The 25,403-nt window shown below is 54.8% G+C and carries 22 protein-coding genes; 13 read left to right on the top strand and 9 right to left on the bottom strand.

The window, feature by feature from the left end; all coding sequences use genetic code 11:
• Positions 1–128 precede the first annotated feature (128 nt).
• The 10 genes from dnaE (at position 129) to WN53_RS01625 (ending at position 16,243) form a co-directional block, all read left to right on the top strand.
• The gene (gene dnaE / locus WN53_RS01670) at positions 129–3,617 is read left to right on the top strand and encodes a DNA polymerase III subunit alpha (RefSeq protein WP_024485575.1); all 3,489 of its coding nucleotides are present in this window, start codon (positions 129–131) and stop codon (positions 3,615–3,617) included.
• Positions 3,618–3,629: 12 nt separating this feature from the next.
• Positions 3,630–4,589 (top strand): acetyl-CoA carboxylase carboxyl transferase subunit alpha, encoded by a 960-nt coding sequence (gene accA / locus WN53_RS01665; protein WP_021806103.1) that lies wholly within the window; start codon positions 3,630–3,632, stop codon positions 4,587–4,589.
• 163 nt (positions 4,590–4,752) lie between these two features.
• A complete protein-coding gene (locus WN53_RS01660) occupies positions 4,753–6,903 on the top strand; it encodes a lysine decarboxylase LdcC (RefSeq protein WP_024485574.1) in 2,151 nt (716 codons plus the stop codon).
• A gap of 86 nt (positions 6,904–6,989) precedes the next feature.
• Positions 6,990–7,379, top strand: a complete 390-nt coding sequence (locus WN53_RS01655) for a VOC family protein (RefSeq protein WP_024485573.1) — start codon at positions 6,990–6,992, stop codon at positions 7,377–7,379.
• An 89-nt stretch (positions 7,380–7,468) separates the two neighbouring features.
• Complete coding sequence (gene cadC / locus WN53_RS01650; RefSeq protein ID WP_024485572.1) at positions 7,469–9,019, top strand: lysine decarboxylation/transport transcriptional activator CadC; 1,551 nt, start codon at positions 7,469–7,471, stop codon at positions 9,017–9,019.
• 415 nt (positions 9,020–9,434) lie between these two features.
• Positions 9,435–10,781, top strand: coding sequence for a cadaverine/lysine antiporter (gene cadB / locus WN53_RS01645; RefSeq protein ID WP_024485571.1), 1,347 nt, complete (start codon positions 9,435–9,437; stop codon positions 10,779–10,781).
• Positions 10,782–10,877: 96 nt separating this feature from the next.
• Positions 10,878–13,016 (top strand): lysine decarboxylase CadA, encoded by a 2,139-nt coding sequence (gene cadA, locus WN53_RS01640; RefSeq protein WP_024485570.1) that lies wholly within the window; start codon positions 10,878–10,880, stop codon positions 13,014–13,016.
• A gap of 59 nt (positions 13,017–13,075) precedes the next feature.
• Positions 13,076–14,536: a dipeptide permease DtpD gene (dtpD, locus tag WN53_RS01635; protein WP_024485569.1), complete on the top strand. Its 1,461-nt coding sequence runs from the start codon at positions 13,076–13,078 to the stop codon at positions 14,534–14,536.
• Between the two features lie 56 nt (positions 14,537–14,592).
• Complete coding sequence (gene tilS, locus WN53_RS01630; protein WP_046807993.1) at positions 14,593–15,918, top strand: tRNA lysidine(34) synthetase TilS; 1,326 nt, start codon at positions 14,593–14,595, stop codon at positions 15,916–15,918.
• 10 nt (positions 15,919–15,928) lie between these two features.
• A complete protein-coding gene (locus WN53_RS01625) occupies positions 15,929–16,243 on the top strand; it encodes a c-type cytochrome (protein ID WP_021179932.1) in 315 nt (104 codons plus the stop codon).
• Between the two features lie 51 nt (positions 16,244–16,294).
• On the opposite strand, the gene rof is transcribed toward WN53_RS01625, so the two are convergent.
• Together rof and WN53_RS27030 are read right to left on the bottom strand one after the other, a co-directional pair.
• A complete protein-coding gene (gene rof / locus WN53_RS01620; RefSeq protein WP_223499701.1) occupies positions 16,295–16,552 on the bottom strand; it encodes a Rho-binding antiterminator in 258 nt (85 codons plus the stop codon).
• The gene (locus WN53_RS27030; RefSeq protein ID WP_024529521.1) at positions 16,545–16,745 is read right to left on the bottom strand and encodes a YaeP family protein; all 201 of its coding nucleotides are present in this window, start codon (positions 16,743–16,745) and stop codon (positions 16,545–16,547) included. Before WN53_RS27030 ends, rof begins: the two co-directional genes overlap by 8 nt.
• A 214-nt stretch (positions 16,746–16,959) precedes the next feature.
• Here WN53_RS27030 and WN53_RS01615 point away from each other — a divergent pair, with 214 nt between their 5' ends.
• From WN53_RS01615 to nlpE, 3 genes are read left to right on the top strand one after another with little or no spacing between them, the layout of a single operon-like run.
• A complete protein-coding gene (locus WN53_RS01615) occupies positions 16,960–17,508 on the top strand; it encodes a YaeQ family protein (RefSeq protein WP_021179934.1) in 549 nt (182 codons plus the stop codon).
• Between the two features lie 3 nt (positions 17,509–17,511).
• A complete protein-coding gene (gene arfB, locus WN53_RS01610; RefSeq protein ID WP_024485567.1) occupies positions 17,512–17,925 on the top strand; it encodes an alternative ribosome rescue aminoacyl-tRNA hydrolase ArfB in 414 nt (137 codons plus the stop codon).
• Positions 17,926–17,966: 41 nt separating this feature from the next.
• Positions 17,967–18,653 carry an envelope stress response activation lipoprotein NlpE gene (gene nlpE / locus WN53_RS01605; RefSeq protein WP_024485566.1) on the top strand — a complete coding sequence of 229 codons (687 nt, stop codon included), beginning with the start codon at positions 17,967–17,969 and terminating at the stop codon, positions 18,651–18,653.
• A 75-nt stretch (positions 18,654–18,728) separates the two neighbouring features.
• Here the strand turns inward: nlpE and WN53_RS01600 are convergent, their stop codons facing one another.
• The 7 genes from WN53_RS01600 to metN form a co-directional block, all read right to left on the bottom strand.
• Positions 18,729–19,595, bottom strand: coding sequence for a YaeF family permuted papain-like enzyme (locus WN53_RS01600; protein ID WP_024485565.1), 867 nt, complete (start codon positions 19,593–19,595; stop codon positions 18,729–18,731).
• A gap of 65 nt (positions 19,596–19,660) precedes the next feature.
• Positions 19,661–21,379, bottom strand: coding sequence for a proline--tRNA ligase (gene proS / locus WN53_RS01595; protein ID WP_024485564.1), 1,719 nt, complete (start codon positions 21,377–21,379; stop codon positions 19,661–19,663).
• A gap of 121 nt (positions 21,380–21,500) precedes the next feature.
• The gene (tsaA, locus tag WN53_RS01590; RefSeq protein ID WP_024485563.1) at positions 21,501–22,208 is read right to left on the bottom strand and encodes a tRNA (N6-threonylcarbamoyladenosine(37)-N6)-methyltransferase TrmO; all 708 of its coding nucleotides are present in this window, start codon (positions 22,206–22,208) and stop codon (positions 21,501–21,503) included.
• Positions 22,205–22,609 carry an Rcs stress response system protein RcsF gene (gene rcsF / locus WN53_RS01585; protein ID WP_024485562.1) on the bottom strand — a complete coding sequence of 135 codons (405 nt, stop codon included), beginning with the start codon at positions 22,607–22,609 and terminating at the stop codon, positions 22,205–22,207. The genes tsaA and rcsF overlap by 4 nt, the downstream gene beginning before the upstream one ends.
• Positions 22,610–22,726: 117 nt before the next feature.
• On the bottom strand, positions 22,727–23,542 hold the full coding sequence (locus tag WN53_RS01580) for a MetQ/NlpA family lipoprotein (protein WP_024485561.1): 816 nt from the start codon (positions 23,540–23,542) through the stop codon (positions 22,727–22,729).
• Between the two features lie 98 nt (positions 23,543–23,640).
• Complete coding sequence (locus tag WN53_RS01575; protein WP_021179942.1) at positions 23,641–24,294, bottom strand: methionine ABC transporter permease MetI; 654 nt, start codon at positions 24,292–24,294, stop codon at positions 23,641–23,643.
• The gene (gene metN, locus WN53_RS01570; protein ID WP_024485560.1) at positions 24,287–25,318 is read right to left on the bottom strand and encodes a methionine ABC transporter ATP-binding protein MetN; all 1,032 of its coding nucleotides are present in this window, start codon (positions 25,316–25,318) and stop codon (positions 24,287–24,289) included. The genes WN53_RS01575 and metN overlap by 8 nt, the downstream gene beginning before the upstream one ends.
• Between the last annotated feature and the right edge of the window lie 85 nt (positions 25,319–25,403).

Here is a 25,403-nt window from a genome sequence, read left to right as displayed (position 1 = left end):
CTTAATATTACGCCCCCTCTCCTTTTGGGAGAGGGTCGGGGTGAGGGGAAATGGCTACGGTGATCTTCCCCACACCCTAATGTAACCCCGGTTCAGCAAGCTGAACCCCAACACGTTGGTATCTGGATATGGCCGAACCTCGTTTTATTCATCTGCGCGTGCACAGTGACTACTCCATGATAGATGGATTAGCCAAGATCGGCCCGTTGGTGAAAAGAGCTGCCGCGTTAGCCATGCCAGCCTTGGCCGTCACCGACTTCACTAATATGTGTGGTCTGGTGAAGTTTTATGGCAGTGCGCACGGTGCCGGGATCAAACCGATCATCGGTGCGGATTTCCATGTGCAAAGCGAAGAGCTGGGCGATGAGCTGGCACAGCTTACCGTGCTGGCAGCCGATAACGTTGGCTATCAAAACCTCACCCTATTAATCTCCAGGGCGTATCAGCGCGGTTATGGCCCGGCAGGCCCGGTGATCGATCGCGACTGGCTGATAGAACATCGTAGCGGGTTGATCCTGCTTTCCGGTGCACGCATGGGCGACGTCGGCAAGTTTCTGCTGCGTGGCAACCAGGCCCTGGTCGATCAGTGCCTGGAGTTTTACCAGCAGCATTTCCCAGACAGCTATTATCTCGAACTGATCCGCACCGGCCGTGGGGATGAAGAAAACTATCTGCACGCCGCCGTAGCCCTGGCAACCGAACGTGGGTTGCCGGTAGTCGCCACCAACGACGTCCGTTTCCTGGTGGAAGATGACTTTGACGCCCATGAGATCCGCGTAGCGATCCATGATGGCTTCACGCTCGACGATCCCAAACGTCCGAAAAACTACAGCCCGCAACAGTACATGCGCAGTGAAGAGGAGATGTGCGAGCTGTTTGCCGACATCCCGGAAGCGTTGCTAAACAGCGTGGAAATTGCCAAGCGCTGTAACGTCACCATCCGTTTGGGCGAATATTTCCTGCCACAGTTCCCCACCGGCGATATGACCACCGAAGATTTCCTGGTGCTCAAGTCCAAAGAGGGGTTGGAAGAACGTCTGGAATTCCTGTTCCCGGACCCTGAAGTCCGTGCCGAACGACGTCCTGAATACGATGAGCGTCTGGATCTGGAACTGAAAGTGATCAACCAGATGGGATTCCCGGGCTACTTCCTGATCGTAATGGAATTCATCCAGTGGTCGAAAGATAACGATGTGCCGGTAGGCCCGGGGCGTGGCTCTGGTGCCGGTTCGCTGGTGGCCTATGCGCTGAAAATCACCGATCTCGACCCGCTGGAGTTTGACCTGCTGTTCGAACGCTTCCTGAACCCGGAACGTGTCTCGATGCCCGACTTCGACGTCGACTTCTGCATGGAAAAGCGTGACCTGGTCATCGAGCACGTGGCGGAGATGTATGGCCGTGAGGCGGTATCGCAAATCATCACCTTCGGAACCATGGCGGCGAAGGCGGTTATCCGCGACGTGGGGCGCGTGTTGGGACACCCTTATGGCTTCGTCGACCGTATCTCCAAGCTGGTGCCGCCCGATCCGGGCATGACGCTGGAAAAAGCCTTTGCGGCAGAGCCGCAACTGCCGGAAATCTATGAGGCAGACGAAGAGGTCAAAGCGCTGATCGACATGGCGCGCAAGCTGGAAGGCGTGACGCGTAACGCCGGTAAACACGCCGGGGGCGTGGTGATTGCGCCAACCAAGATCACCGACTTTGCACCGCTCTATTGCGATGCCGAAGGTAACCACCCGGTTACCCAGTTTGACAAGAACGATGTGGAATACGCCGGGCTGGTGAAGTTCGACTTCCTCGGCCTGCGTACGCTGACCATCATCGACTGGGCGTTGGAGATGATCAACGCCCGCCGTGCCAAGACCGGCTTGGAACCGATAGATATCGCGGCCATTCCGCTTGAGGACAAGAAAAGCTTCGACATGCTGCAACGCTCGGAAACCACTGCGGTATTCCAGCTTGAATCGCGCGGCATGAAGGATTTGATCAAACGCCTGAAGCCTGACTGCTTCGAAGACATGATCGCACTGGTGGCGTTGTTCCGCCCCGGCCCGTTACAGTCAGGCATGGTAGATAACTTTATCGACCGTAAGCACGGGCGCGAAGAGATCTCCTACCCTGATATCCAGTGGCAGCATGAATCGCTGAAGCCGGTGCTGGAGCCGACCTATGGCATCATCCTGTACCAGGAACAGGTAATGCAGATCGCTCAGGTACTGGCTGGCTATACGCTGGGCGGGGCGGACATGCTGCGTCGTGCCATGGGTAAAAAGAACCCGGTCGAGATGGCCAAGCAGCGCGGCGGTTTTGAAGATGGTGCCAAATCGCGCGGCATTGACGGCGAATTGTCGGTAAAAATCTTCGATCTGGTAGAGAAGTTCGCGGGTTACGGCTTTAACAAATCGCACTCCGCTGCCTATGCGTTGGTGTCTTACCAGACGCTGTGGCTGAAGGCCCACTATCCGGCCGAGTTTATGGCCGCGGTCATGACCGCCGATATGGATAACACCGATAAGGTGGTGGGGCTGGTGGATGAGTGCTGGCGCATGGGCCTGAAAATCCTGCCGCCGGACATCAACAGCGGGCAGTATCACTTCCACGTTAATGACGAGGGCGAGATCGTCTATGGCATTGGCGCCATCAAGGGAGTAGGGGAAGGGCCGATCGAAGCAATTATCGAAGCGCGTAATTCTGGCGAGCAGGGGTATTTTAAAGATCTGTTCGACCTGTGCGCCCGCTCCGATATTAAAAAGCTCAACCGCCGTATTCTGGAAAAGCTGATCATGTCCGGGGCGTTCGATCGCCTGGGGCCTCATCGCGCCGCGTTGATGAACTCCCTGGGGGATGCGCTTAAAGCGGCCGATCAGCACGCCAAAGCCGAAGCCATCGGTCAGGCGGATATGTTTGGCGTGCTGGCGGAAGCGCCGGAGCAGGTAGAGCAATCCTACGCCAACGTCCCCCCTTGGCAGGAACAGGTGGTGTTGGATGGTGAACGGGAAACGCTGGGGCTGTATCTAACCGGTCACCCGATCACCCAGTATCTCAAAGAAATCGAACGCTATGCCGGTGGCCAGCGTCTGAAAGATATGCACCCGACGGATCGCGGCAAGATGACTACCGCCGTCGGGTTGGTGATTGCCTCCAAGATCATGATGACCAAACGCGGCAACCGCATCGGCATTTGTACGCTGGATGACCGTTCTGGGCGTCTGGACATCATGTTATTCACCGATGCCTTGGAAAAATACCAGCATTTGTTGGAAAAAGACCGTATCCTGATCGCGACTGGACAGGTCAGCTTTGATGACTTTAACGGCGGGCTTAAAATGACCGCTCGTGAATTAATGGACATCAGTGAAGCACGTGAAAAATACGCTCGCGGGCTTGCTATCTCGCTGACGGACAGGCAAATTGATGACCAGCTTTTGAACCGTCTCCGTCAGTCTTTGGAACCCCATCGCTCGGGGACGATTCCAGTGCATCTCTACTATCAACGGGAAGATGCACGGGCAAGATTGCGCTTTGGTGCAACTTGGCGCGTGACGCCGACCGACCGCTTGTTGATAGATTTGCGGACCTTGGTAGGTAATGAGCAGGTGGAACTGGAATTTGACTAAAATAGGAATGCTATGAGTCTGAATTTTCTTGATTTTGAACAGCCGATTGCAGAGCTGGAAGCGAAAATTGACTCGCTGACCGCAGTCAGCCGTCAAGACGAAAAATTAGATATTAATCTGGACGAAGAGGTTCAGCGCCTGCGTGAGAAGAGCGTTGAGCTGACGCGCAAGATTTTTTCCGATCTTGGGGCCTGGCAGATTGCCCAATTGGCACGCCACCCGCGCCGTCCTTATACCCTGGATTATATCAAACACATCTTTACCGACTTTGAAGAGCTGGCAGGCGATCGCGCCTATGCCGATGACAAAGCCATTGTCGGTGGTATTGCGCGCCTCGATGGCCGCCCGGTGATGATCATTGGTCATCAGAAAGGGCGTGAAACCAAAGAGAAAATTCGCCGCAACTTCGGTATGCCAGCACCGGAAGGCTATCGCAAAGCGCTGCGCCTGATGGAAATGGCCTCCCGCTTCAAGATGCCGCTGATCACCTTCATCGACACCCCAGGTGCTTATCCTGGCGTGGGTGCGGAAGAGCGTGGCCAGTCTGAGGCGATCGCCCGCAACCTGCGTGAAATGTCTCGCCTGAATATCCCGGTGATCTGCACCGTGATCGGCGAAGGCGGCTCCGGCGGGGCATTGGCGATCGGCGTGGGCGATAAAGTGAATATGCTGCAGTACAGCACCTATTCGGTGATCTCGCCGGAAGGCTGCGCCTCGATCCTGTGGAAAAGTGCCGATAAGGCTCCGATTGCCGCAGAAGCGATGGGCATCACTGCACCGCGCCTGAAAGAGCTGAAGCTGATCGATTCTGTGATCCCTGAGCCGTTGGGCTCCGCTCACCGAGACGTACCGGCAATGGCGGCTTCGTTGAAAGCCCAACTGTTGGCGGACCTGGCGGATCTGGATGGCCTGAACAACGAAGAGTTGCTCAACCGTCGCTATCAACGGCTGATGAACTACGGTTATTGCTAAGTGGGCGCAGCATGCGGCGCCCCTACGGCGGAACATGCTAGCCCTTACAAACGTCCACTCAGCAATATGAAACCGCCTCCGGGCGGTTTTTTTATGCGCGTAAGACAGCTTCGGCTTTTTATGTTGTTATAAGCTATTGGTAGTTAACTAAAGGATAGCTGCGATGAATATCATTGCGATCATGAGCCCGATGGGCGTTTATTACAAAGACGAGCCTATCCGCGAGCTGCACGTGGCGCTGGCCTCAATGGGTTTCCAACTGGTTTTCCCGAAGAACAGCGGTGATCTGCTCAAGCTGATCGAACACAATGCGCGTATCTGTGGGGTGATCTTCGACTGGGACGAATACAGCCTGGAGCTGTGCAGCGAAATCAATGAGCTGAATGAATACCTGCCGCTGTATGCGTTTATCAACACCCACTCCACTTTCGACGTCCACCTGCACGAAATGCGTATGGTGCTCTATTTCTTCGAGTATGGTCTGAACGCTGCCGACGATATCGCCCAGCGCATTCGCCAGTATACCGATGAGTATATGGACACCATCACCCCCCCGCTGACCAAGGCGCTGTTCACCTATGTGAAGGAGGGGAAATATACCTTCTGTACGCCGGGCCATATGGCGGGCACCGCGTTCCAGAAAAGCCCGGTGGGCTGCCTGTTCTACGATTTCTTTGGTGCCAACACCCTGAAGGCGGATATTTCCATCTCGGTGACGGAGCTCGGCTCGCTGCTGGATCACACCGGCCCGCATCTGGAGGCGGAGGAGTACATTGCCCGCACGTTCAACGCGGAGCAGAGCTATCTGGTGACCAACGGCACCTCTACTGCCAACAAGATTGTCGGCATGTATTCGGCTCCTGCCGGTAGCACGGTATTGATTGACCGTAACTGCCATAAATCGCTGTGTCACCTGCTGATGATGTGTGACATCGTGCCGATTTACCTGCGCCCGCTGCGTAACGCGTACGGTATTTTAGGCGGTATTCCCCAGCGCGAATTTACCCGCGACAGCATTGCCAAGCGGGTGGCAGACACCGCCAACGCCAGCTGGCCGGTGCATGCGGTGATCACCAACTCTACCTATGACGGCCTGCTGTATAACACCGATTACATCAAGCAAACGCTGGACGTAGCGTCGATCCACTTCGATTCGGCTTGGGTGCCTTACACCAATTTCCACCCGATTTATGACGGCAAGAGCGGCATGAGTGGCGATCGCATCCCGGGCAAGGTGATCTATGAAACTCAGTCGACCCACAAGCTGTTGGCGGCGTTCTCTCAGGCTTCGATGATCCACATTAAAGGGGATTATGACGAGAACACCTTTAATGAAGCCTACATGATGCACACCACCACTTCGCCGCATTACGGCATTGTGGCTTCGATGGAAACCGCTGCGGCGATGCTGCGTGGTAATCCGGGGCGGCGCATGATTAATCGCTCCGTGGAGCGAGCCCTGCATTTTCGCCGTGAAGTGCAACGCCTGCGTGCCGAGAGTGACACCTGGTTCTTCGATATCTGGCAGCCGGAAGAGATTGACGAGGCACAGTGCTGGCCGCTGAACCCGGACGACAACTGGCATGGCTTCGGCCAGACCGACAGCGATCATATGTATCTGGATCCGATCAAGGTCACCATTTTGACGCCGGGGATGAACGAACTGGGTGAGCTGGAGGAAAGCGGGATCCCTGCCGCGCTGGTAGCAAAATACCTGGATGAGCGTGGGATCGTGGTGGAAAAAACCGGTCCTTACAACCTGCTATTCCTGTTTAGCATTGGCATCGACAAGACCAAGGCGATGAGCCTGCTGCGCAGCCTGACGGATTTCAAACGTGCTTACGATCTTAACCTGCGGGTGAAAAACATGCTGCCGGATCTGTATGCTGAAGATCCGGACTTCTACCGCCATATGCGCATTCAGGATCTGGCTGCCGGGATCCACCAACTGATCCGCCAGCACGATTTACCGGGCCTGATGCTGCGTGCGTTTGACGTCCTGCCGGAGATGAAGCTGACGCCTTATGAGATGTTCCAGCAGCAGGTGCGCGGTAATGTTGAAACCTGCGAGATTGACCAGTTGGTCGGCAAGGTAGCGGCGAACATGATCCTGCCTTATCCGCCGGGCGTGCCGGTCGTGATGCCGGGGGAGATGATCACCGAAGAGAGCCGTGCGGTGCTCGATTTCCTGTTGATGCTGTGCTCGATCGGCGAACACTATCCAGGTTTTGAAACCGATATCCACGGGGCCAAGTTGACCGAGGATGGGCGTTATCTGGTGAAGGTGCTGAAAACCTCACAGATTGACTCTTAAACCTGATTACGGCTCCGTATCAGCTCCCTCTCCCTGTGGGAGAGGGTTGGGGTGAGGGGTCACTAAATAACTTACGGAGTTCATCCATGTTGGCATTACGACAGGTTCACCATATAGCGGTGATTGGTTCTGATTACGCCGTCAGTAAGCACTTTTACTGCGATATCCTGGGGTTCACCCTGTTAGCGGAATATTACCGCGAAGAACGTGACTCCTGGAAAGCCGATCTGGCGCTGAATGGCCAATACGTCATTGAACTGTTTTCTTTCCCATCTCCTCCAGCCAGGCCGAGCCGCCCGGAAGCCTGTGGCCTGCGTCACCTGGCATTCAGCGTAGAGGATATCGAGGCATCGATAGCGCATTTACAGGCGGCCGGGGTCGTTTGCGAGCCAATTCGGGTCGATCCCTATACCCAATCCCGCTTTACCTTTTTCAGCGATCCTGACGGATTACCGCTCGAATTATATGAACTATGAATGCTTAATCTGCTGAGAACGGCCCAAGTTATGGGTCGTTATGCTATCATCGCGCCCTTGCCCTCAGTGTCCACAGAGTTATTTCCGCCATGCAAGAGCCTGTTTTCCGCGTCGGGGAGTGGCTGATCACCCCGGCCGACAACCGCATAAGCCGTGATGGGCGTCAACGGACGCTGGAACCGCGCCTGATCGATATGTTGCAGTACTTCGCTCAGCACCCGGACGTGGTGCTCAGCCGCGACGAGCTGATTGATAACATCTGGAAGCGCAATATCGTCACCAACCATGTGGTGACCCAGTGCATTTCCGAACTGCGCAAATATCTGAAAGACGGCGATCCGGACAGCCCCGAATACATCATCACCGTCCCCAAACGCGGCTATAAACTGACTGCACCGGTCATGTGGTGTGAAGAGGGGGAAGATGCGCCGCCGTTGGTACCCCAGGTAGCCGTGGTAATGCATGAACCGGAAGATGGCAGCGAAGAAGAGGCTCCCGCCTATATACCGCCGCGTCCGGCTACCAAGCCAAAGGCCCTGTTACCCACTGCGGCAGGTCGTTTTTATCAACGCTCACCCTTTTGGGTCTGGCTGACTTTCCTGGCGGCGCTGTCTGCCTGCGTCGCCTTTGTCGGCATTGCGACCCTGTCTCAGCGCATTCCGGTGTCCACTATGCCGGTGTTGCTCAACCCGCGTGATATCGACATTCGTATCCAGGGGGGTAACAGCTGCAGCAACTGGACGCCACAGCTCTCTTACGTGGTTGGCGTGAGTGAACTGGTCACCGACGCGCTGAATACCTATTCCACGTTCCTGGTACACGATCAGACCAACTACAATTTTGCCGGGCCGAGCAGCTCCGGCAAGTCGCTGTATATCGAGTTTGTTAACCAACGCCATTACCGTGCCCAGCAATGCTTCCTGTCGGTGCGGCTGGTGGATAATGCCGACAGCTCGATCATGCTGGATAAACGCTACTTTATTACCACCGATAATCAGCTAAAAATTCAGCAGGATTTCCTTACCAGCCTGTCGGCGGCGTTGAAACAGCCTTGGCCGCAGCAACTGGCACTGCGTTTGGCGCAGTTGCTGCCGCAAAATGGCCCGGCGCTGCAGCGTTTCTATCAGGCACATCAGTTGCTGGTACAGGGTGATGCGGACTCACTGACCCGCGCCAGCAGCCAATTGGAGGCGATAATCAAAGCCTCGCCGGACTTTGAGTATGCCGTTGCCGAAAAAGCGCTGGTGGATTTGCTGCGTAACTCCTACCAACCTCTTGATGCGGCCGAACTGGCACAGCTACGAACGGAAATTACCCGCCTGGGGACGTTACCAGCATTGGTAAATTCACCCATCTTGCAGCAGATAGTTACCGTCGATGCGCTTTCCCAAGGGAAAACCGATGAGGCTTACCGCGCCATTAATAAAGCTATCGATCTACAGATGTCATGGTTGAACTATGTATTACTAGGCAAAGTCTACGAAATGCAGGGCCATAACCATCAGGCTGCGGATTCTTATATTACCGCCTTCAACCTTCGCCCCGGTGAAAACACGCTGCATTGGATCCGTAATGGCGTATTCCAAACCTCAGTCACCGCAGTTGTTCCTTATTTAGACAATTACGACACGCAAAAATAACTCCATTGCCAACCGCTGGCACAAATACAGCGACACTAAAAGTCTAAGGCTGGTGGGAGTCATACGGTTACGACCGTTGAGCGCAGGGATGCGCGATTCGAGCCCCCAAGGATGGGTTTACGGCGTGTCGGCGTTCTGCATGGCTCCCATCTGTTGCACCATTATTTACAGCTACGCATAGAATTTATCTTATTGTTTCTAAACAAACTTTATCTTTTCTTTAGCTCATCCTGCGATCTTGATATGTGAGTTAAAAACCTCCGGATATCATTTGTAGGATCATGAGCGTAATTTCACCTTATCTTTAGGACTTTATTTTAGCCGACCGTTAGCATCCTGATTATCAAGTCTGTTCATTAATCTCGCCTCTTAATGCTCAGCACTTATCAGCATCGATAATCAGGAGAAACTGACCATGGCTTCATCCAAGAAAATAGGGCTTATTGCCTGCACCGGCGTCGTCGCCGGTAATATGATGGGGAGCGGGATTGCTTTATTACCGGCAAACCTGGCAAGTCTGGGATCTATCGCCATCTGGGGATGGGTGATTTCTATCGTCGGCGCGATGTCATTGGCTTATGTTTACGCCCGCCTGGCGACCAAAAACCCGCAGCAGGGTGGGCCAATTGCCTATGCTGGGGAAATCTCCCCGGCGTTCGGTTTCCAGACTGGCGTGCTTTACTACCATGCCAACTGGATCGGTAACCTGGCAATCGGTATTACCGCCGTTTCTTATCTCTCTACTTTCTTCCCCGCGTTGAATAATCCGGTTCCGGCCGGGATTGCCTGTATTGCCATCGTCTGGATATTCACCTTTGTCAATCTGCTGGGGGGCACCTGGGTCAGCCGCTTGACCACGCTGGGTTTGGTGCTGGTCTTGATCCCGATAGTGATCACCGCCGTGGCGGGGTGGCACTGGTTTGATGTTGCAACCTATCAAGCTAACTGGAATACCTCGGGTACCACCGACAGCCATGCCGTGGTGAAAAGTATCCTGCTCTGCCTGTGGGCGTTTATCGGCGTTGAATCCGCCGCCGTCAGCACCGGGATGGTAAAAAACCCTAAACGTACCGTACCACTGGCGACCATGCTCGGTACCGGCCTGGCAGGGATTATCTATATTGCTGCCACTCAGGTGATGAGCGGGATGTTCCCTGCGGCGCAAATGGCTGCCAGCGGTGCTCCCTTCGCCATCAGCGCCTCCGCCATTATGGGTAACTGGGCGGCCCCGATGGTATCCGCTTTCACCGCCTTTGCCTGCCTGACCTCGTTGGGTTCCTGGATGATGCTGGTAGGTCAGGCCGGGGTGCGTGCGGCTAACGACGGCAACTTCCCGAAAGTGTATGGCGAACTGGATAAAAACGGCATTCCGAAGAAGGGCCTGCTGTTGGCAAGCTGCAAAATGACTGCACTGATGGTGTTGATCACCGTGATGAACTCCAGCGGCGGCAAAGCTTCCGACCTGTTCGGCGAACTGACCGGGATTGCGGTGCTGCTGACCATGCTGCCTTACTTCTACTCCTGCGTTGACCTGATCCGCTTTGAAGGCGTCAACGTGCGTAACCTGCTGAGCCTGGTGGCGTCGGTACTGGGCTGTGGATTCTGCTTTATCGCCCTGATGGGTGCCAACTCCTTCGAGCTGTCCGGCACCTTTATCGTCAGCCTGATCATCCTGATGTTCTATGCCCGCAAAATGAATACCCGCCAGGTTGCCAAAGCAGCCGCAGCGGTCAACGACAGCGCCACGGCCAAAGCGCACTGAGATTGCGTGCTCTGACCCACTGAATTTACCCAGCCCCTTTCTTTCCGACCTGTCAGCCGCGACGGGAAGGGGCCCGCTTTGCCTGGAGAAATGATTATGAACGTTATCGCCATCATGAATCACATGGGTGTCTACTTCAAAGAAGAGCCGATCCGCGAACTGCATCAGGCGCTGGAAAGCCTGGACTTCCGCATCGTCTACCCTAATGACCGTGAAGATTTATTAAAGCTGATCGAAAACAATGCCCGCCTGTGCGGCGTGATTTTCGACTGGGACAAATACAATCTTGAGCTGTGTGAAGAGATCAGCCAGCTCAATGAATACATGCCGCTGTATGCCTTCGCCAACACCTATTCGACGCTCGATGTCAGCCTCAACGATCTGCGCATGCAGGTGCGCTTCTTCGAATACGCGCTGGGTGCGGCCAAAGATATCGCCGCCAAGATCAAACAGAACACCGACGAGTATATCGATGCCATCCTGCCGCCGCTGACCAAGGCGCTGTTCAAATACGTACGTGAAGGTAAATATACCTTCTGTACTCCAGGCCATATGGGCGGCACCGCCTTCCAGAAAAGCCCGGTAGGTAGCCTGTTCTATGACTTCTTCGGCCCGAATACCATGAAGTCTGACATCTCCATTTCGGTTTCCGAACTGGGTTCGCTGTTGGATCACTCCGGCCCGCACAAAGAGGCCGAAGAGTACATTTCCCGCGTATTCAATGCCGAACGCAGCTACATGGTGACCAACGGCACCTCCACCGCCAACAAGATTGTCGGTATGTATGCCGCTCCGGCAGGCAGCACCGTGCTGATCGACCGTAACTGCCACAAATCATTGACCCATCTGATGATGATGAGTGACATCACGCCGATCTACTTCCGGCCAACCCGTAATGCCTACGGTATTCTCGGCGGCATCCCGCAGAGCGAATTCAGCCGTGCCACCATCGCCAAGCGGGTGAAAGAAACGCCGAACGCCAGCTGGCCAGCGCACGCGGTGATCACCAACTCCACCTACGACGGCCTGCTGTACAACACCGATTTCATCAAAGAAACTCTGGACGTTAAATCGATCCACTTCGATTCTGCCTGGGTGCCTTACACCAACTTCCATCCGATCTACAAAGGCAAATGCGGTATGAGCGGGGGGCGGGTTGAAGGCAAGGTGATCTATGAAACCCAGTCGACCCACAAACTGTTGGCGGCGTTCTCGCAGGCTTCGATGATCCACGTTAAGGGTGACATCAACGAAGAGACCTTTAACGAAGCCTATATGATGCACACCACCACCTCGCCGCATTATGGCATCGTGGCGTCCACCGAAACCGCCGCTGCGATGATGAAGGGCAACGCCGGTAAGCGCATGATTAACGGTTCCATCGAGCGTGCCATCAAGTTCCGTAAAGAAATCAAACGGCTGAAAGTGGAATCTGAAGGCTGGTTCTTTGACGTCTGGCAGCCGGAGCATATCGATGAACCAGAATGCTGGCCGCTGCGTTCCGACAGCGCCTGGCACGGCTTCAAAAACATCGATAACGAACACATGTATCTCGACCCGATCAAGGTGACCATCCTCACCCCAGGGATGAGCAAAGAAGGCGAGATGCAACCGTTCGGTATCCCGGCCAGCCTGGTCGCCAAGTACCTGGATGAACGCGGCATCATCGTGGAGAAAACCGGCCCGTACAACCTGTTGTTCCTGTTCAGCATTGGTATCGATAAAACCAAAGCGTTGAGCCTGCTGCGCGCGATGACCGATTTCAAACGCTCGTTCGATTTGAACCTGCGGGTGAAAAACATGCTGCCATCGCTGTATCAGGAAGCGCCCGAGTTCTATGAAAACATGCGCATCCAGGATCTGGCGCAGAACATCCATCGCCTGGTCGAGCATCACAACCTGCCGGACCTGATGTACCGCGCCTTTGAAGTGCTGCCAACCATGGTGATGAACCCTTACCACGCCTTCCAGAAAGAGCTGCACGGCGAAGTGGAGGAAGTCTATCTGGAGGATATGGTCGGCAAGGTCAATGCCAATATGATCCTGCCTTATCCTCCAGGTGTACCGTTGGTGATGCCGGGGGAAATGCTGACCGAAGAAAGCCGCCCGGTGTTGGAGTTCCTGCAAATGCTGTGTGAAATCGGCGCGCATTATCCGGGCTTTGAGACCGATATTCACGGGGCTTACCGCCAGCCGGATGGCCGCTACACGGTGAAAGTGCTGAAAGCGGAATAATGGCATCACAGGGGAAAGCATAGACGCTTTCCCCTTGGTTATCCTGATGGGAGTACACCATGAAAACACCCTCACAGCCGCGCGCTATCTACTATGTCGTTGCGATCCAAATCTGGGAGTATTTTAGTTTTTACGGCATGCGCGCGTTACTGATCCTCTATCTGACCCACCAGTTAGGCTATTCCGATAGCCACGCCATCACCCTTTTCAGCGCTTATGCCTCTTTGGTTTATGTCACCCCCATTCTGGGCGGCCTGCTGGCCGATCGCCTGTTGGGCAACCGCGTCTCGGTGATTGCCGGGGCGGCCTTGATGACCTTGGGTCACATCGTTCTGGGGCTGGGGGCAGTCTCGGCCAACTCTCTTTACCTGGCGCTGGGCATCATCATCTGCGGCTACGGCCTGTTTAAATCCAATATCAGCTGCCTGCTGGGAGAGCTGTATCAGGCGCAGGACCCACGGCGGGAAGGCGGGTTTTCTCTGCTGTACGCTGCGGGGAACGTTGGCTCTATCCTGGCTCCTATCGCCTGTGGGTTGGCCGCTGAACGTTATGGCTGGCACGTCGGTTTTGCGCTGGCGGGAATAGGAATGTTTGCCGGGCTGATGATCTTCCTGTCGGGGAGTAAACATTTTCGGCATACGCGTGGGGTTAATATCCCGCTGATACAGGCCACTACGCTAAGCTTGCCACATTGGTTCTGGCTGGTGGCTGGGGTGTTGTCTGCTCCGCTGTTTTTCGCGCTGTTGTTCATTCACGATTGGGCTGGCTATTTGCTTGGCGTCGTGTGCGCCGCTGCGGTGGTGATCGTCATGCGTATTCTCTGGCAGGTGAGCGGTGAGCAACGGCGGGCGTTATGGCAAATCATCATCTTGATGCTGCTGGGAACGCTGTTTTGGGCCTTTGCCCAACAGGGCGGCAGCTCGATCAGCCTGTTTATCGATCACTTTGTTGACCGGCAATGGTTCTCCTGGTCGGTGCCTACGGCGCTGTTCCAGTCGGTAAACGCCTTTGCGGTCATGCTGGGCGGCGTGCTGCTGGCCTGGCTGATGCGTGGCAGCCAGGGGAACGCTCAGACCGTGCGCATCTGGTGCAAATTTGCCTTTGGCCTGCTGCTGATTGCCGTGGGCTTTATGCTGATGGCGCTAAATGCGCGCTGGGGGGAACTGCATGGCCAGGCCTCGATGGGGATGATGGTAGCCGGACTGGCGGTGATGGGATTTGCCGAACTGTTTATCGACCCGGTGGCGATGGCCCAAATCACCCGGTTGGATATTCCTGGCGTCACCGGCGTGTTGACCGGTATTTATATGCTGGCGACCGGCTCGGTGGCTAATTATCTCGCGGGCCTGATTGCCAACCAGACCACCGAAAGCCAATTGGGTAATGCGATGATTGAAGCTTACGGCAAGGTTTTCACCCAGATTGGCTGGGGAGCTGCAGGCAGTGCCGCCTTGGTGCTGGCGGCTCTGGTGCTGTGGTGGGGAATGACTCGGCGCAATGATAGCGCGGTTAATGCTTGATTGATGGCGATGGGCTGGTTAACGTGCAGCTATGTAGATGTCACTAAGCCCAATTGATGAAGACTCACCACCTCCTGACACAGATTGCCGACCATCTAGGGGCTGAACGCCAACTGCTGCTGGCGTTCAGCGGCGGCCTGGATTCCAGTGTGCTACTGCACCTGTTGGTGCTATTGCGCCAGCAGCAACCGGATATTTCCCTGCGCGCAGTGCATGTCCACCATGGCCTGAGCCGTTTTGCCGATGATTGGGTGGCACATTGCCAGCAGCAATGCGAACGCTGGCAGGTACCACTGGTGGTACAACATGTACAGCTTGAGGGACGGCCAGGGGGCATCGAGGCCGCGGCCCGTTCGGCCCGCTACGCCGCTTTTGCAGAAACGTTGGCCGTAGACGAGACTTTGCTGACGGCGCAGCATCTTGACGATCAATGTGAAACCTTCTTGCTGGCCTTAAAACGGGGCAGCGGCCCTGCGGGGCTGTCTGCCATGGCCGCACAAACCCGGTTGGGTAATAATCCCTTATTGCGCCCGCTGTTGGGAATATCTCGTCAACAGTTGGAAGACTACGCACAACAGCATCAACTGCAGTGGATCGAGGATGACAGCAATCAGGATCCCCGTTTCGATCGCAACTTCTTACGTCTGAACGTTCTGCCGATAGTGAATCAGCGTTGGCCGCATTTTGCTGCCGCCACCGCGCGCAGCGCTGAATTATGTGCCGAGCAGGAGCAACTGCTGGATGAGCTGCTGGCCGAGCAATTAACCCAATTGCTGGATGGCGAAAACGCACTCGCTATCGCCGAATTGGCTACCTGTTCTGCGGCCAGGCGCTATGCTTTGCTACGGCGCTGGATTGGGCTGTTTGGCGTCACCATGCCTGCGCGAGATGGTTTGCATCGGCTATGGCAGGAAGTGGCGTTAAGCCGGGAAGATGCCGAACCGCAGCTGCAACTCGGGAACTACCAGATCCGCCGTTTCCGCCAGCGCTTGTACCTGCTACCGCTGTTGGCTGATCTGAGCGGCACACAATTGCCTTGGCCTAATGAGGCTCCACTGGCGTTGCCGGACGGACTGGGTACTCTGTACGTGGGCGAAGGTGAATGCCAGATACGCGCCCCTTTAGATCATGAGTCGGTCAGCGTGCGTTTTACCGCCAAGGGCAGGGTGCGGATTGTTGGCCGTGCCGGTTCACGTCCGATCAAAAAACTGTGGCAAGAGTTGGCTATTCCACCGTGGCAGCGTGAACGTATCCCATTGGTCTATTATGATGAGCAGTTAATCGCTGCCGTGGGCGTATTTATTACTGAGGAAGGGCAAGCGTCTGCGGGGCAACCGGCCTGGCGGCTTGGCTGGAAAAAAAATAATAACAATCTGCTGTGAGGAGTGGGCAATGAAATTGGTGAGCGTAATGGTAGTGATGGCAAGCGTGCTGAGTTTTTCCGCCATGGCGGCGGGCGATGCGGCGGCAGGGAAGAATAAATCGGCCAGCTGCATGGCCTGCCACGGCGCGGAAGGCAAGGTTTCGGTACCCATGTACCCGAACCTGGCCGGGCAGAATCAAATGTATCTGGAGCACTCTTTGCAGGCTTACAAGAAAGGGGAGCGCTCTGGCGGGCAGGCGGAAGTAATGAAGGCCTATGTCTCGGGGTTGTCGGATGAGGATATTGCCGACCTGGCGGCCTATTACGCCAGCCTGAAACCTTAAATGACGAGGGCAGCCCTTGGGCTGCCCTGTGGAGATGGCGTTACCGCTATATCAGTCTGACAGGCTGACAACCACGGTACCGATTTCCGGATGACTGAAACTGAGGATGTGATCCAGACGCAAGCTGAGAGCGCTACCGGCCTGATCGACAATCAGGTACTCAACGCCCTTGGTAAATTTCAACTCGGTGGCAATGCCTTCGAACTTCTCTCCGTCGCGTAACTCTAGCTTCAGAATGTAGTTATGCTGACAGGCGAGTTCCAGGCTTTCATAGTCATCGCAATTGATGGATTGGTACTCATCATTCATCAACATGGTCGCTCACCAATAAGTTAGCGGCGGCAAATGCCGCCTGTTCCCTAACGGAGGACGGTAGCTCGCTATTCGCGGCAACCTCGTCCAATGCCTTTAACACACATGCTAGTGCATCCGGCACGTAGCCTAGATCTCCACTGCCGATCTGAGCGTAAAAACGTCGTACTAACTCACAGTATTGTTGCACAATGGCCTCCCTTTAGGATCTCTGCATTATCGCCACGCAGGCTGCAATAAGGCACAGACACTCGGGGTTAAATCCTATCTAAAGGACTATAGCACAGGTGTTAGTGAGTTATTAGTTCCTCTTTTTGGGCATTAGTCCACTTCTGGCGCTCCCCGTGCTGGCTGCGGGCTGCCCTGATCAAGTACAATGTGGCCTGTTAATAAAGAGGTTACCCATGGCGCTGAAAGCAACAATTTACAAAGCCACGCTCAATATCGCTGATATGGATCGTCACTTTTATCACGACACCACGCTTACCCTGGCCCAGCATCCTTCAGAAACCGAACAGCGCATGATGCTGCGCCTGCTGGCCTGGATCTGCCATGCCGATGAACGGTTGGTGTTTACCAAAGGCCTGAGTGCGGAAGACGAGCCGGAAATCTGGCGGCGCAACGACCATAACGGGCTGGAAATGTGGATAGAGCTGGGGCTGCCGGACGAGAAACGCATCAAGAAGGCCTGCAATCAGTCACCTCGGGTGGTGCTTTACGCCTATGGCGATCGCGCCGGGCATGTCTGGTGGCAATCTATGCAGAGCAAGGTGGCCAACCACAAGAACCTGAGCATCCGTTTTCTTGATGATGAACAACTGTCCCGCTTGACCGCGTTAGCCAGCCGCAATATGACGCTACAGGCCACGCTGCAGGAAGGTACCATTTGGCTGTCAGACCTTCAGAATAGTCTGGAAATTCAATTTGCCGAATGGCAGCAGGCGCAGGTATAACCGGTGCTGGAACTGTCAAGAAACGTAGCCATACCGGACAACGAAATAGAATTAACGGCGATCCGCGCGCAGGGTGCGGGTGGCCAGCATGTGAATAAAACCTCAACGGCGATCCATTTGCGCTTTGACATCCGGGCGTCCAGCCTGCCAGAGTACTATAAAGAACGGCTGCTGGCGCTTAATCATCATTTAGTGACCGGTGATGGGGTGGTGATTATCAAAGCGCAGGAATATCGCAGCCAGGAAATGAATCGTGAAGCGGCACTGGCCCGGCTGGTGGCGCTGATCCAGCAGGCGATGGTGGTCGAAAAGACGCGCAGGGCAACCAAACCCAGCAAAGGGGCCAAATTACGCCGTCTTGAAGGCAAGGTGCGCAAAGGTGCCACCAAGGCATTGCGCGGCAAGGTTCAGCCTTAGCCTACGCCGTGGATATCAATGGATGACAACAGGAGAATAACTTGAAGCAAATAACTATCGCCCTGTTTTTAGCGGCAGGAGCCCTTTCATTGCTGGGATGTAACAATCAATACCAGCCAAAAGAACAAGCGCTTCAGCCGATGCAGCAGAGCTATCAGGGCTTATTGCCTTGTGCGGACTGCACTGGGTTGGACACCTCGCTGTTCCTCGATGAGGACGGCACCTTTGTGTTGCAGGAAACCTATCGTGGCGCTAAAGGTGGCGATCAAACTTTTGCCAGCTACGGCACATGGGCGCGTACGGCGGATAAGCTGGTGCTGACCGAAAGCAACGGTGAAAAACGCTATTTCCACCCGGAAGGCAAGCAATTGAGAATGCTGGACCGCAGTGGGGCACCGATTGTCTCCCAGCTTAATTATGTGCTGACGCCGGTCACTAAAGCCTTGCCGAAAACGCCGATGCCATTGACCGGGCTATATACCTATATGGCTGATGCAGCGGTATTCCAGGATTGTGCCACCGGCAAAACCTTCCCAGTAGCGAATAATATCGCGCTGGAGCAGGGCTATCTGAAGGCTCAACGGGCGCCGGGCGAACCGGTATTCCTGATGTTGAACGGGCATTTCAGCGTGCAGCCTTCCATGGAGGAAGGGCAGATGCAAAAAGCGCTGATCCCGGAGCCCGGTGGCAAGATCGCTTTCGACAACAGCAAGAGCTGTGCTAACTGACCAACGGCGGCTAGCTCACTTTGTAGGGGCGCTGCATGCTGCGCCCGCTTAGCTTTGTTATCAATTTGAGCCTCTTCATTTTATGAGGGGGCTGCTAATTTGATCGGTTGATGAGGGCAGGTCTGTTGCGATTGGCTGGTTTTTTGCCAGCGCCCGCGAACGTAAATAGATCCCCGGCTTGATATGGCCAACGTAAACCAGCGCTTTGCTAGGTGCCAGCGTAGCAATATCCCCTTCACGCATATGCAGTAAATCGCCCGGGCTGACCCAGCCAGGGGCGGCCAACGTCAACGGATGCCCAGCGTTTTCAAACGCGGCAATCACAAACTCCGAGCAAAAATAGGACGACTCTGCGCCGGTCGGCGACTTGAGCTGGGCTGCGGCCAGGCCTTGTACACATTGCTGGCGGAAATCGGCAGAGAAGGGGTTCAGCGAACACAGCTGCTTGGTCATCATAAAGGGCACCATCTCGGCAATGCCCAGATAGTTATACCGGCTGCCGGCCTTCTGGCTGGCGAATTGGCGGATCTGGCTAGCCTGCTCCGGTGTCAGATCGGGGATGCGCAAAGCAAACATCTTGTCGCTATGGGTCAGCGCGTCTTTCAGGCTGATAATCTGCACGCCTTCCCCTACCGCTTCGGCAACCTGGCCTTCGCCAATATACACGGCCACATGGCTGACTGACGAAGTACTCAAGATACGGATCCCGAGTGATTTCAAACCAATCGTTGAGGAGAACAGCAGGTCTCCCTCTTGCAGGTCGGCCTGATTGATTTCGCGCAGCGTTTTTCCTGGGGCGGAGCTTAACGATTGGAACTGAACGTTGACGGGATTGATGGAGTGTTTTTCACGGTCGGATAAGCCTACGTCCATGGTGCAACCGGTCAAAAACACCGAAAGCAAAGCAAACAGGCGGGTAGCCGAGGGGCTGCGTAATGGCATAAGTTAATCCTTTAACAACAACATCCATTAATAAAGCCCCCCATCTGGGGGGCTTTGTCTAGCGATTAGCGTTGGATCTGGCCCAGCAGGAAATCAACGATTTCGCCGGTTTTGATCATCTGCTTCTCGCCAACACGGCGGTTTTTGTACTCAATTTCTTCGCTGTCGAGGTTACGATCGCCGATCACGATGGAGTGAGGTACGCCGATCAGTTCCATATCGGCAAACATCACGCCCGGACGTTCTTTACGATCGTCCAGGATCACATCGATGCCGTGTGAACGCAGGGTATCGTACAATTCCTCAGCCAGTGCCTGCACGCGGAATGACTTATGCATGTTCATTGGCAGAATAGCTACCTGGAACGGGGCAATCGCGTCCGGCCAGATAATGCCACGGTCATCGTGATTCTGTTCGATGGCCGCAGCCACCACGCGCGTCACGCCGATGCCGTAGCAACCCATGGTCAGCACTTGATTACGGCCATCTTCACCCTGTACGGTGGCTTTCATCGCTTCTGAATACTTGGTACCCAGTTGGAAGATGTGGCCCACTTCGATACCGCGCTTGATCAGCAGCGTACCTTTACCGTCTGGGCTGGCATCGCCTTCCACCACGTTACGGATATCGGCACTCTGTGGCAGCGGCAAATCACGCTCCCAGTTGATGCCAAAGTAGTGTTTGCCATCGATGTTGGCACCGGCGCCGAAGTCGCTCATAGCGGCTACGCTGCGATCGACAACCACTGGGATCGGCAGGTTGACTGGACCAAGGGATCCTGGGCCTGCGCCGACGATTGCACGGATTTCTTCTTCCGTGGCGAAAGTCAGTGGAACCGCGACCTGTGGCAGTTTCTCGGCCTTGATTTCATTCAGCTCGTGATCGCCGCGCACCAGCAGGGCAACCAGCTTGTGGCCACTCTCTTCACGGGCGTGCACCATCAAGGTTTTCACCGTTTTCTCTACTGGCAGTTGGAATTGCTCTACCAGTTCGGCGATGGTTTTGGCGTTCGGCGTATCGATGATGCGCAGTTCTTCCGTTGCCGCAGCACGTGGCTGAGCAGGGGCAACCGCTTCGGCCAACTCGATGTTGGCAGCATAGTCGGAACCGGTTGAGAACACGATATCGTCTTCACCGCTGTCTGCCAGCACCTGGAACTCATGTGAAGCGCTGCCGCCGATAGAACCGGTATCGGCCAGCACCGGACGGAAATCCAGACCCATGCGGTTAAAGATCTTGCTGTAGGCTTCGTACATCGCGTCGTAGGTGACCTGCAGGGATTCCTGGGTGGTGTGGAAGGAATAGGCATCCTTCATCAGGAATTCACGCGAGCGCATCACGCCAAAACGTGGACGAACCTCGTCACGGAATTTGGTCTGGATCTGGAAGAAGTTCAGCGGCAGCTGTTTGTAAGAGCTGATTTCGTTGCGGATCAGATCGGTGATCACTTCTTCATGGGTTGGACCAAGCACAAAGGGACGCTCGCCGCGATCGACAAAGCGCAGCAATTCCGGGCCATACTGCTCCCAGCGGCCGCTTTCCAGCCAGAGGTCTGCGGGCTGAACAACCGGCATGGAAACTTCGATCGCGTTAGCATTGTTCATTTCTTCGCGAACGATGTTTTCAACCTTCTTCAGAACGCGCAGGCCGGTCGGCAACCAGGTGTAAAGACCGGAGGCCAGCTTGCGGATCATCCCGGCGCGTAGCATCAGCTGGTGGCTGATCACTTCGGCGTCGGCAGGTGTCTCCTTCAGTGTGGAGAGCAGATATTGGCTTGTACGCATGGTGTTTTGGTTCCGTTAGAACTGCAAATTGCATCGGGCTGCCAGGGTTGGCCGCCAAAATTTTCAAAAGTGGTTTAGTTTACCAGCGCAAGCCGGTTGTCAAAAGAGAGCGGGCGGAATTTTAACGGGCGTCGAGCGACAACACTTCGCTTTGACTATCAACGATCCGCCAGCGCACGTTGAACTCCAACAACCATACCGCATATTCGCGCCCGCTGGCTTCTTCTTTTCGATAGGCGGGGCGAGGATCTTGCGCCAGAACCTGAGTGATAAAACGGCGCAGGTTGGGGTAGCGCCGCAAATGTTGCTGCAGCTGTTGTTCCGCTTCGGGTGAGAAATACACCGGCATATCACCAGCCGGAGCCGCCTGAGCAAAACCGGCTCGCGCTTGCGGATGGCTTTCGGCAAACGGCAAATAGGGTTTGATATCGACCACCGGCGTACCGTCAACCAAATCCAGGCTGCCCAACTCCAGTACCACCTCGCCCCCTTGAGTCCGTATGCCTTTCAGTTCGATCAAGGACATACCCAACGGGTTAGGGCGAAAGGTCGAACGGGTGGCGAACACGCCCATACGTGCATTACCGCCCAGACGAGGAGGCCGCACGGTAGGACGCCAGCCTCCTTCCATGGTTTGATGAAACACAAACATCACCCACAGATGGCTGAACTCGCTGAGGCCACGTACCGCTTCGGGCTGATTGTAAGGCGGCAACAGCAACAGTTCACCGCCGCCGTCTTCAACTAGCCCAGGCTGACGGGGAACCGCGAATTTCTCTTTATACGGAGAACGGATGGTGCCGATCTGCTCAAAAACAAATTCGGTCATTTGGCAGAGACGTTAAGCGCAGAGCCTTGACAGATGGCCTGCTGGTAACAACCGGCGACGCCGCTGACAATCTGACAGTCATGCAGTAGCACCGCATTGGCCTTCATGTAGGAAGCTCGGGTCTGCATACGCTTACGTGCGGTATTCAGATTAGGCGGAGAGTCCTGAACCGTGGTCTGACAGGATTCGCCAGAAACCTCACCTAAATCGCGGAAAGGCTTGCCGACCAGTTCTTCTGCACTCTTGTACAGTTTTACCGGGGCCGGGCGGGCTGCTGGGGTGGCTTTTACCGGAGCGGGAGCGGCCGTAGTTGTTGTGCTGTTTGTTGTGGATGGAGCCGTGTGCTGCGTTGAGCATCCAGTCAGCGCGAGCGCTAACAAACAGAGAGGTAAAACACGCATTGAGAGTCCCTGCCATTTTATAATCAAAGTGGCGCTATTGAAGCAATCTCTGGCGCAAATAACAAGACGGGCCTTAGCCCGTCTTGCAATTATCGGAATAAAATGGCTATTGAATGATTACCAGCCTTTTACTGCGCCACCGTTAAAGATCTTGTTGGCCGCTTCGTTGACTTCGTCAGACTGGTAAGCCTGAACGAATTTCTTCACGTTTTCCGCGTCTTTGTTATCTTCACGGGCAACCATGATGTTGACGTAAGGTGAGTCTTTATCTTCAACAAACAGACCGTCTTTGGCCGGCGTCAAACCAATCTGGCTGGCGTAAGTGGTGTTGATGATGGCCAGAGCGATTTGCTGATCGTCCAGTGAACGTGGCAGCTGTGGCGCTTCCAGTTCAACCAGCTTCAGGTTTTTCGGGTTCTCGGTCACGTCCAGCACGGTCGGCAGCAGGCCAACACCGTCTTTCAGCTTGATCAGACCCTGTTTTTCCAGCAGCAACAGTGAACGGCCCAGGTTGGTTGGATCGTTAGGCAGTGCTACCTGTGAACCTTCTTGCAGCTCATCAATGGATTTGATCTTTTTGGAGTAACCGGCGATCGGATACACGAAGGTGTTACCTACCGTAACCAGCTTATAACCACGATCCTTGATCTGCTGATCCAGATAAGGCTTGTGCTGGAAGGCGTTGACATCGATATCGCCTTTGCTCAAGGCTTCGTTCGGCAACACGTAGTCGTTGAAGGTGACCAGCTCAACGTCCAGGCCATACTTATCTTTTGCCACTTTTTGTGCCACTTCAGCCACTTGCTGTTCAGCACCGACAATAACACCCACTTTGATATGGTTTGGATCTTTTTCATCCTGGCCACAACCGGCCAGAGCCAGAGTACCGATCAGTGCGCCGATTGTTGCGATGGATTTAAATTTTAACGACATATCCCTTCCTCAATTAGACTCGCATATGAAATACGCCTTACTCTTTATCCTGCCAGATGCAGCAAAGCTATCGAGTAGATGTCAGCGCGTGGGTAAAGTTATTTGTGGGTAACGGCCTTCACGATACGGTCGCCACCAAACTGGATCAGATACACCAGCACCACCAGTAATATTAATACCGTATTCATCACGGTAGCGTTATAACCAATATATCCATACTGATAACCAATTTGACCTAAGCCACCGGCACCGACGGCACCGCCCATTGCAGAATAGCCCACCAGGGTGATCAGCGTGATGGTAGCGGCATTCACCAAACCTGGCAGCGCTTCAGGCAACAGCACTTTGGTGATGATTTGCATTGGGGTTGCCCCCATGGCACGAGCGGCTTCAACCAGACCTGACGGAATTTCCAACAGCGCGTTTTCTACCATACGGGCGATAAAGGGAGCCGCGCCCACGGTCAGTGGAACGATAGCCGCCTGCAAACCGATAGAGGTGCCAACGATCATGCGAGTGAACGGGATCATCCAGACCAGCAAGATGATGAACGGAATGGAACGGAAAATGTTCACCAACCCGGACAACACCTTATAGACGGTATTGTTGGCAATGATTTGCCCGGGGCGGGTCACATATAACAGTACGCCAACCGGTAAGCCAAGAACAAAGCCAAAGAAGCCGGAGACAAAGGTCATCGTAACGGTTTCCCACACGCCACGTGCCATTAACCACATCATTGCCTCAGACATAACCCAGAACCTCTACTTTTACCTGATTTTCTTGCAGGAACTCAATCGTTGCCTGTGCATCTTCATCGGAGCCGTGCAGCTCAGCCAGCATCACGCCGAACTTCACGCCGCCAGCGTAATCCATCTGTGCACTGATAATATTGTTGTTCACGTTAAAACGACGGGCCGCTTCTGACAGTAAAGGTGCATCGACCGAGCGTCCGGTAAACTCAAGGCGCAACAGTGGTTGACGGCCCCCGGTACGTTCAGGTACCAGACGTGCGGCATAATCATCCGGAATATCCAGATGCAGCGTAGCTTGGATAAACTGCTGTGCCAGCGGCGTCTTGGGATGGGAGAACACTTCGCTAACGCTGTCTTTCTCAATCAATTGACCTTGGCTGATAACCGCGACCTGATCGCAGATACGTTTCACCACGTCCATTTCATGGGTGATCAGCAGGATGGTCAGCCCCAAACGGCGGTTGATATCTTTCAGCAGTTCGAGAATGGAGCGCGTGGTGGCGGGATCCAGCGCACTGGTCGCTTCGTCGCACAGCAGCACTTTAGGATTGCTAGCCAGCGCACGGGCGATGGCCACACGCTGCTTTTGGCCACCTGACAGATTGGCAGGGTAGGCATCGTGCTTGTCAGACAGACCAACCAGCTCCAGCAGCTCGACCACGCGTTTTTTGATTTCCGCGCGTGGGGTGTTGTCCAACTCCAACGGTAGGGCAACGTTACCGAAGACCGTACGTGAAGAGAGTAGGTTAAAGTGTTGGAAGATCATGCCAATCTGGCGGCGTGCGCGTGTCAGCTCACCTTCAGACAGGGAAGTCAGATCCTGGCCATCAACCAGAACGGTACCTGACGTTGGACGCTCAAGCATGTTGGCGCAGCGGATCAGCGTACTCTTACCGGCGCCTGAGGCACCGATGACGCCATAAATCTGTCCGGCAGGAACGTGAAGAGTCACGTCGGAGAGTGCGCTAATGGAACGCGACCCCTGCTGGAACACTTTGGTGATGTTGGAAAGTTTAATCATATTCTTCTTATTTTTAGCTTGGTTGCCGTGGCCTAATAAAGAGAGACCTTGATCAGCGCCAAGGTCTGGATCAGATGTTAAGGCG

Source organism: Serratia fonticola, assembly GCF_001006005.1.
Taxonomy (GTDB): Bacteria; Pseudomonadota; Gammaproteobacteria; order Enterobacterales; family Enterobacteriaceae; genus Chania; species Chania fonticola.
Note: the sequence above shows the minus strand (reverse complement) of the source record. Positions and strands in the feature narration are given on the sequence as shown.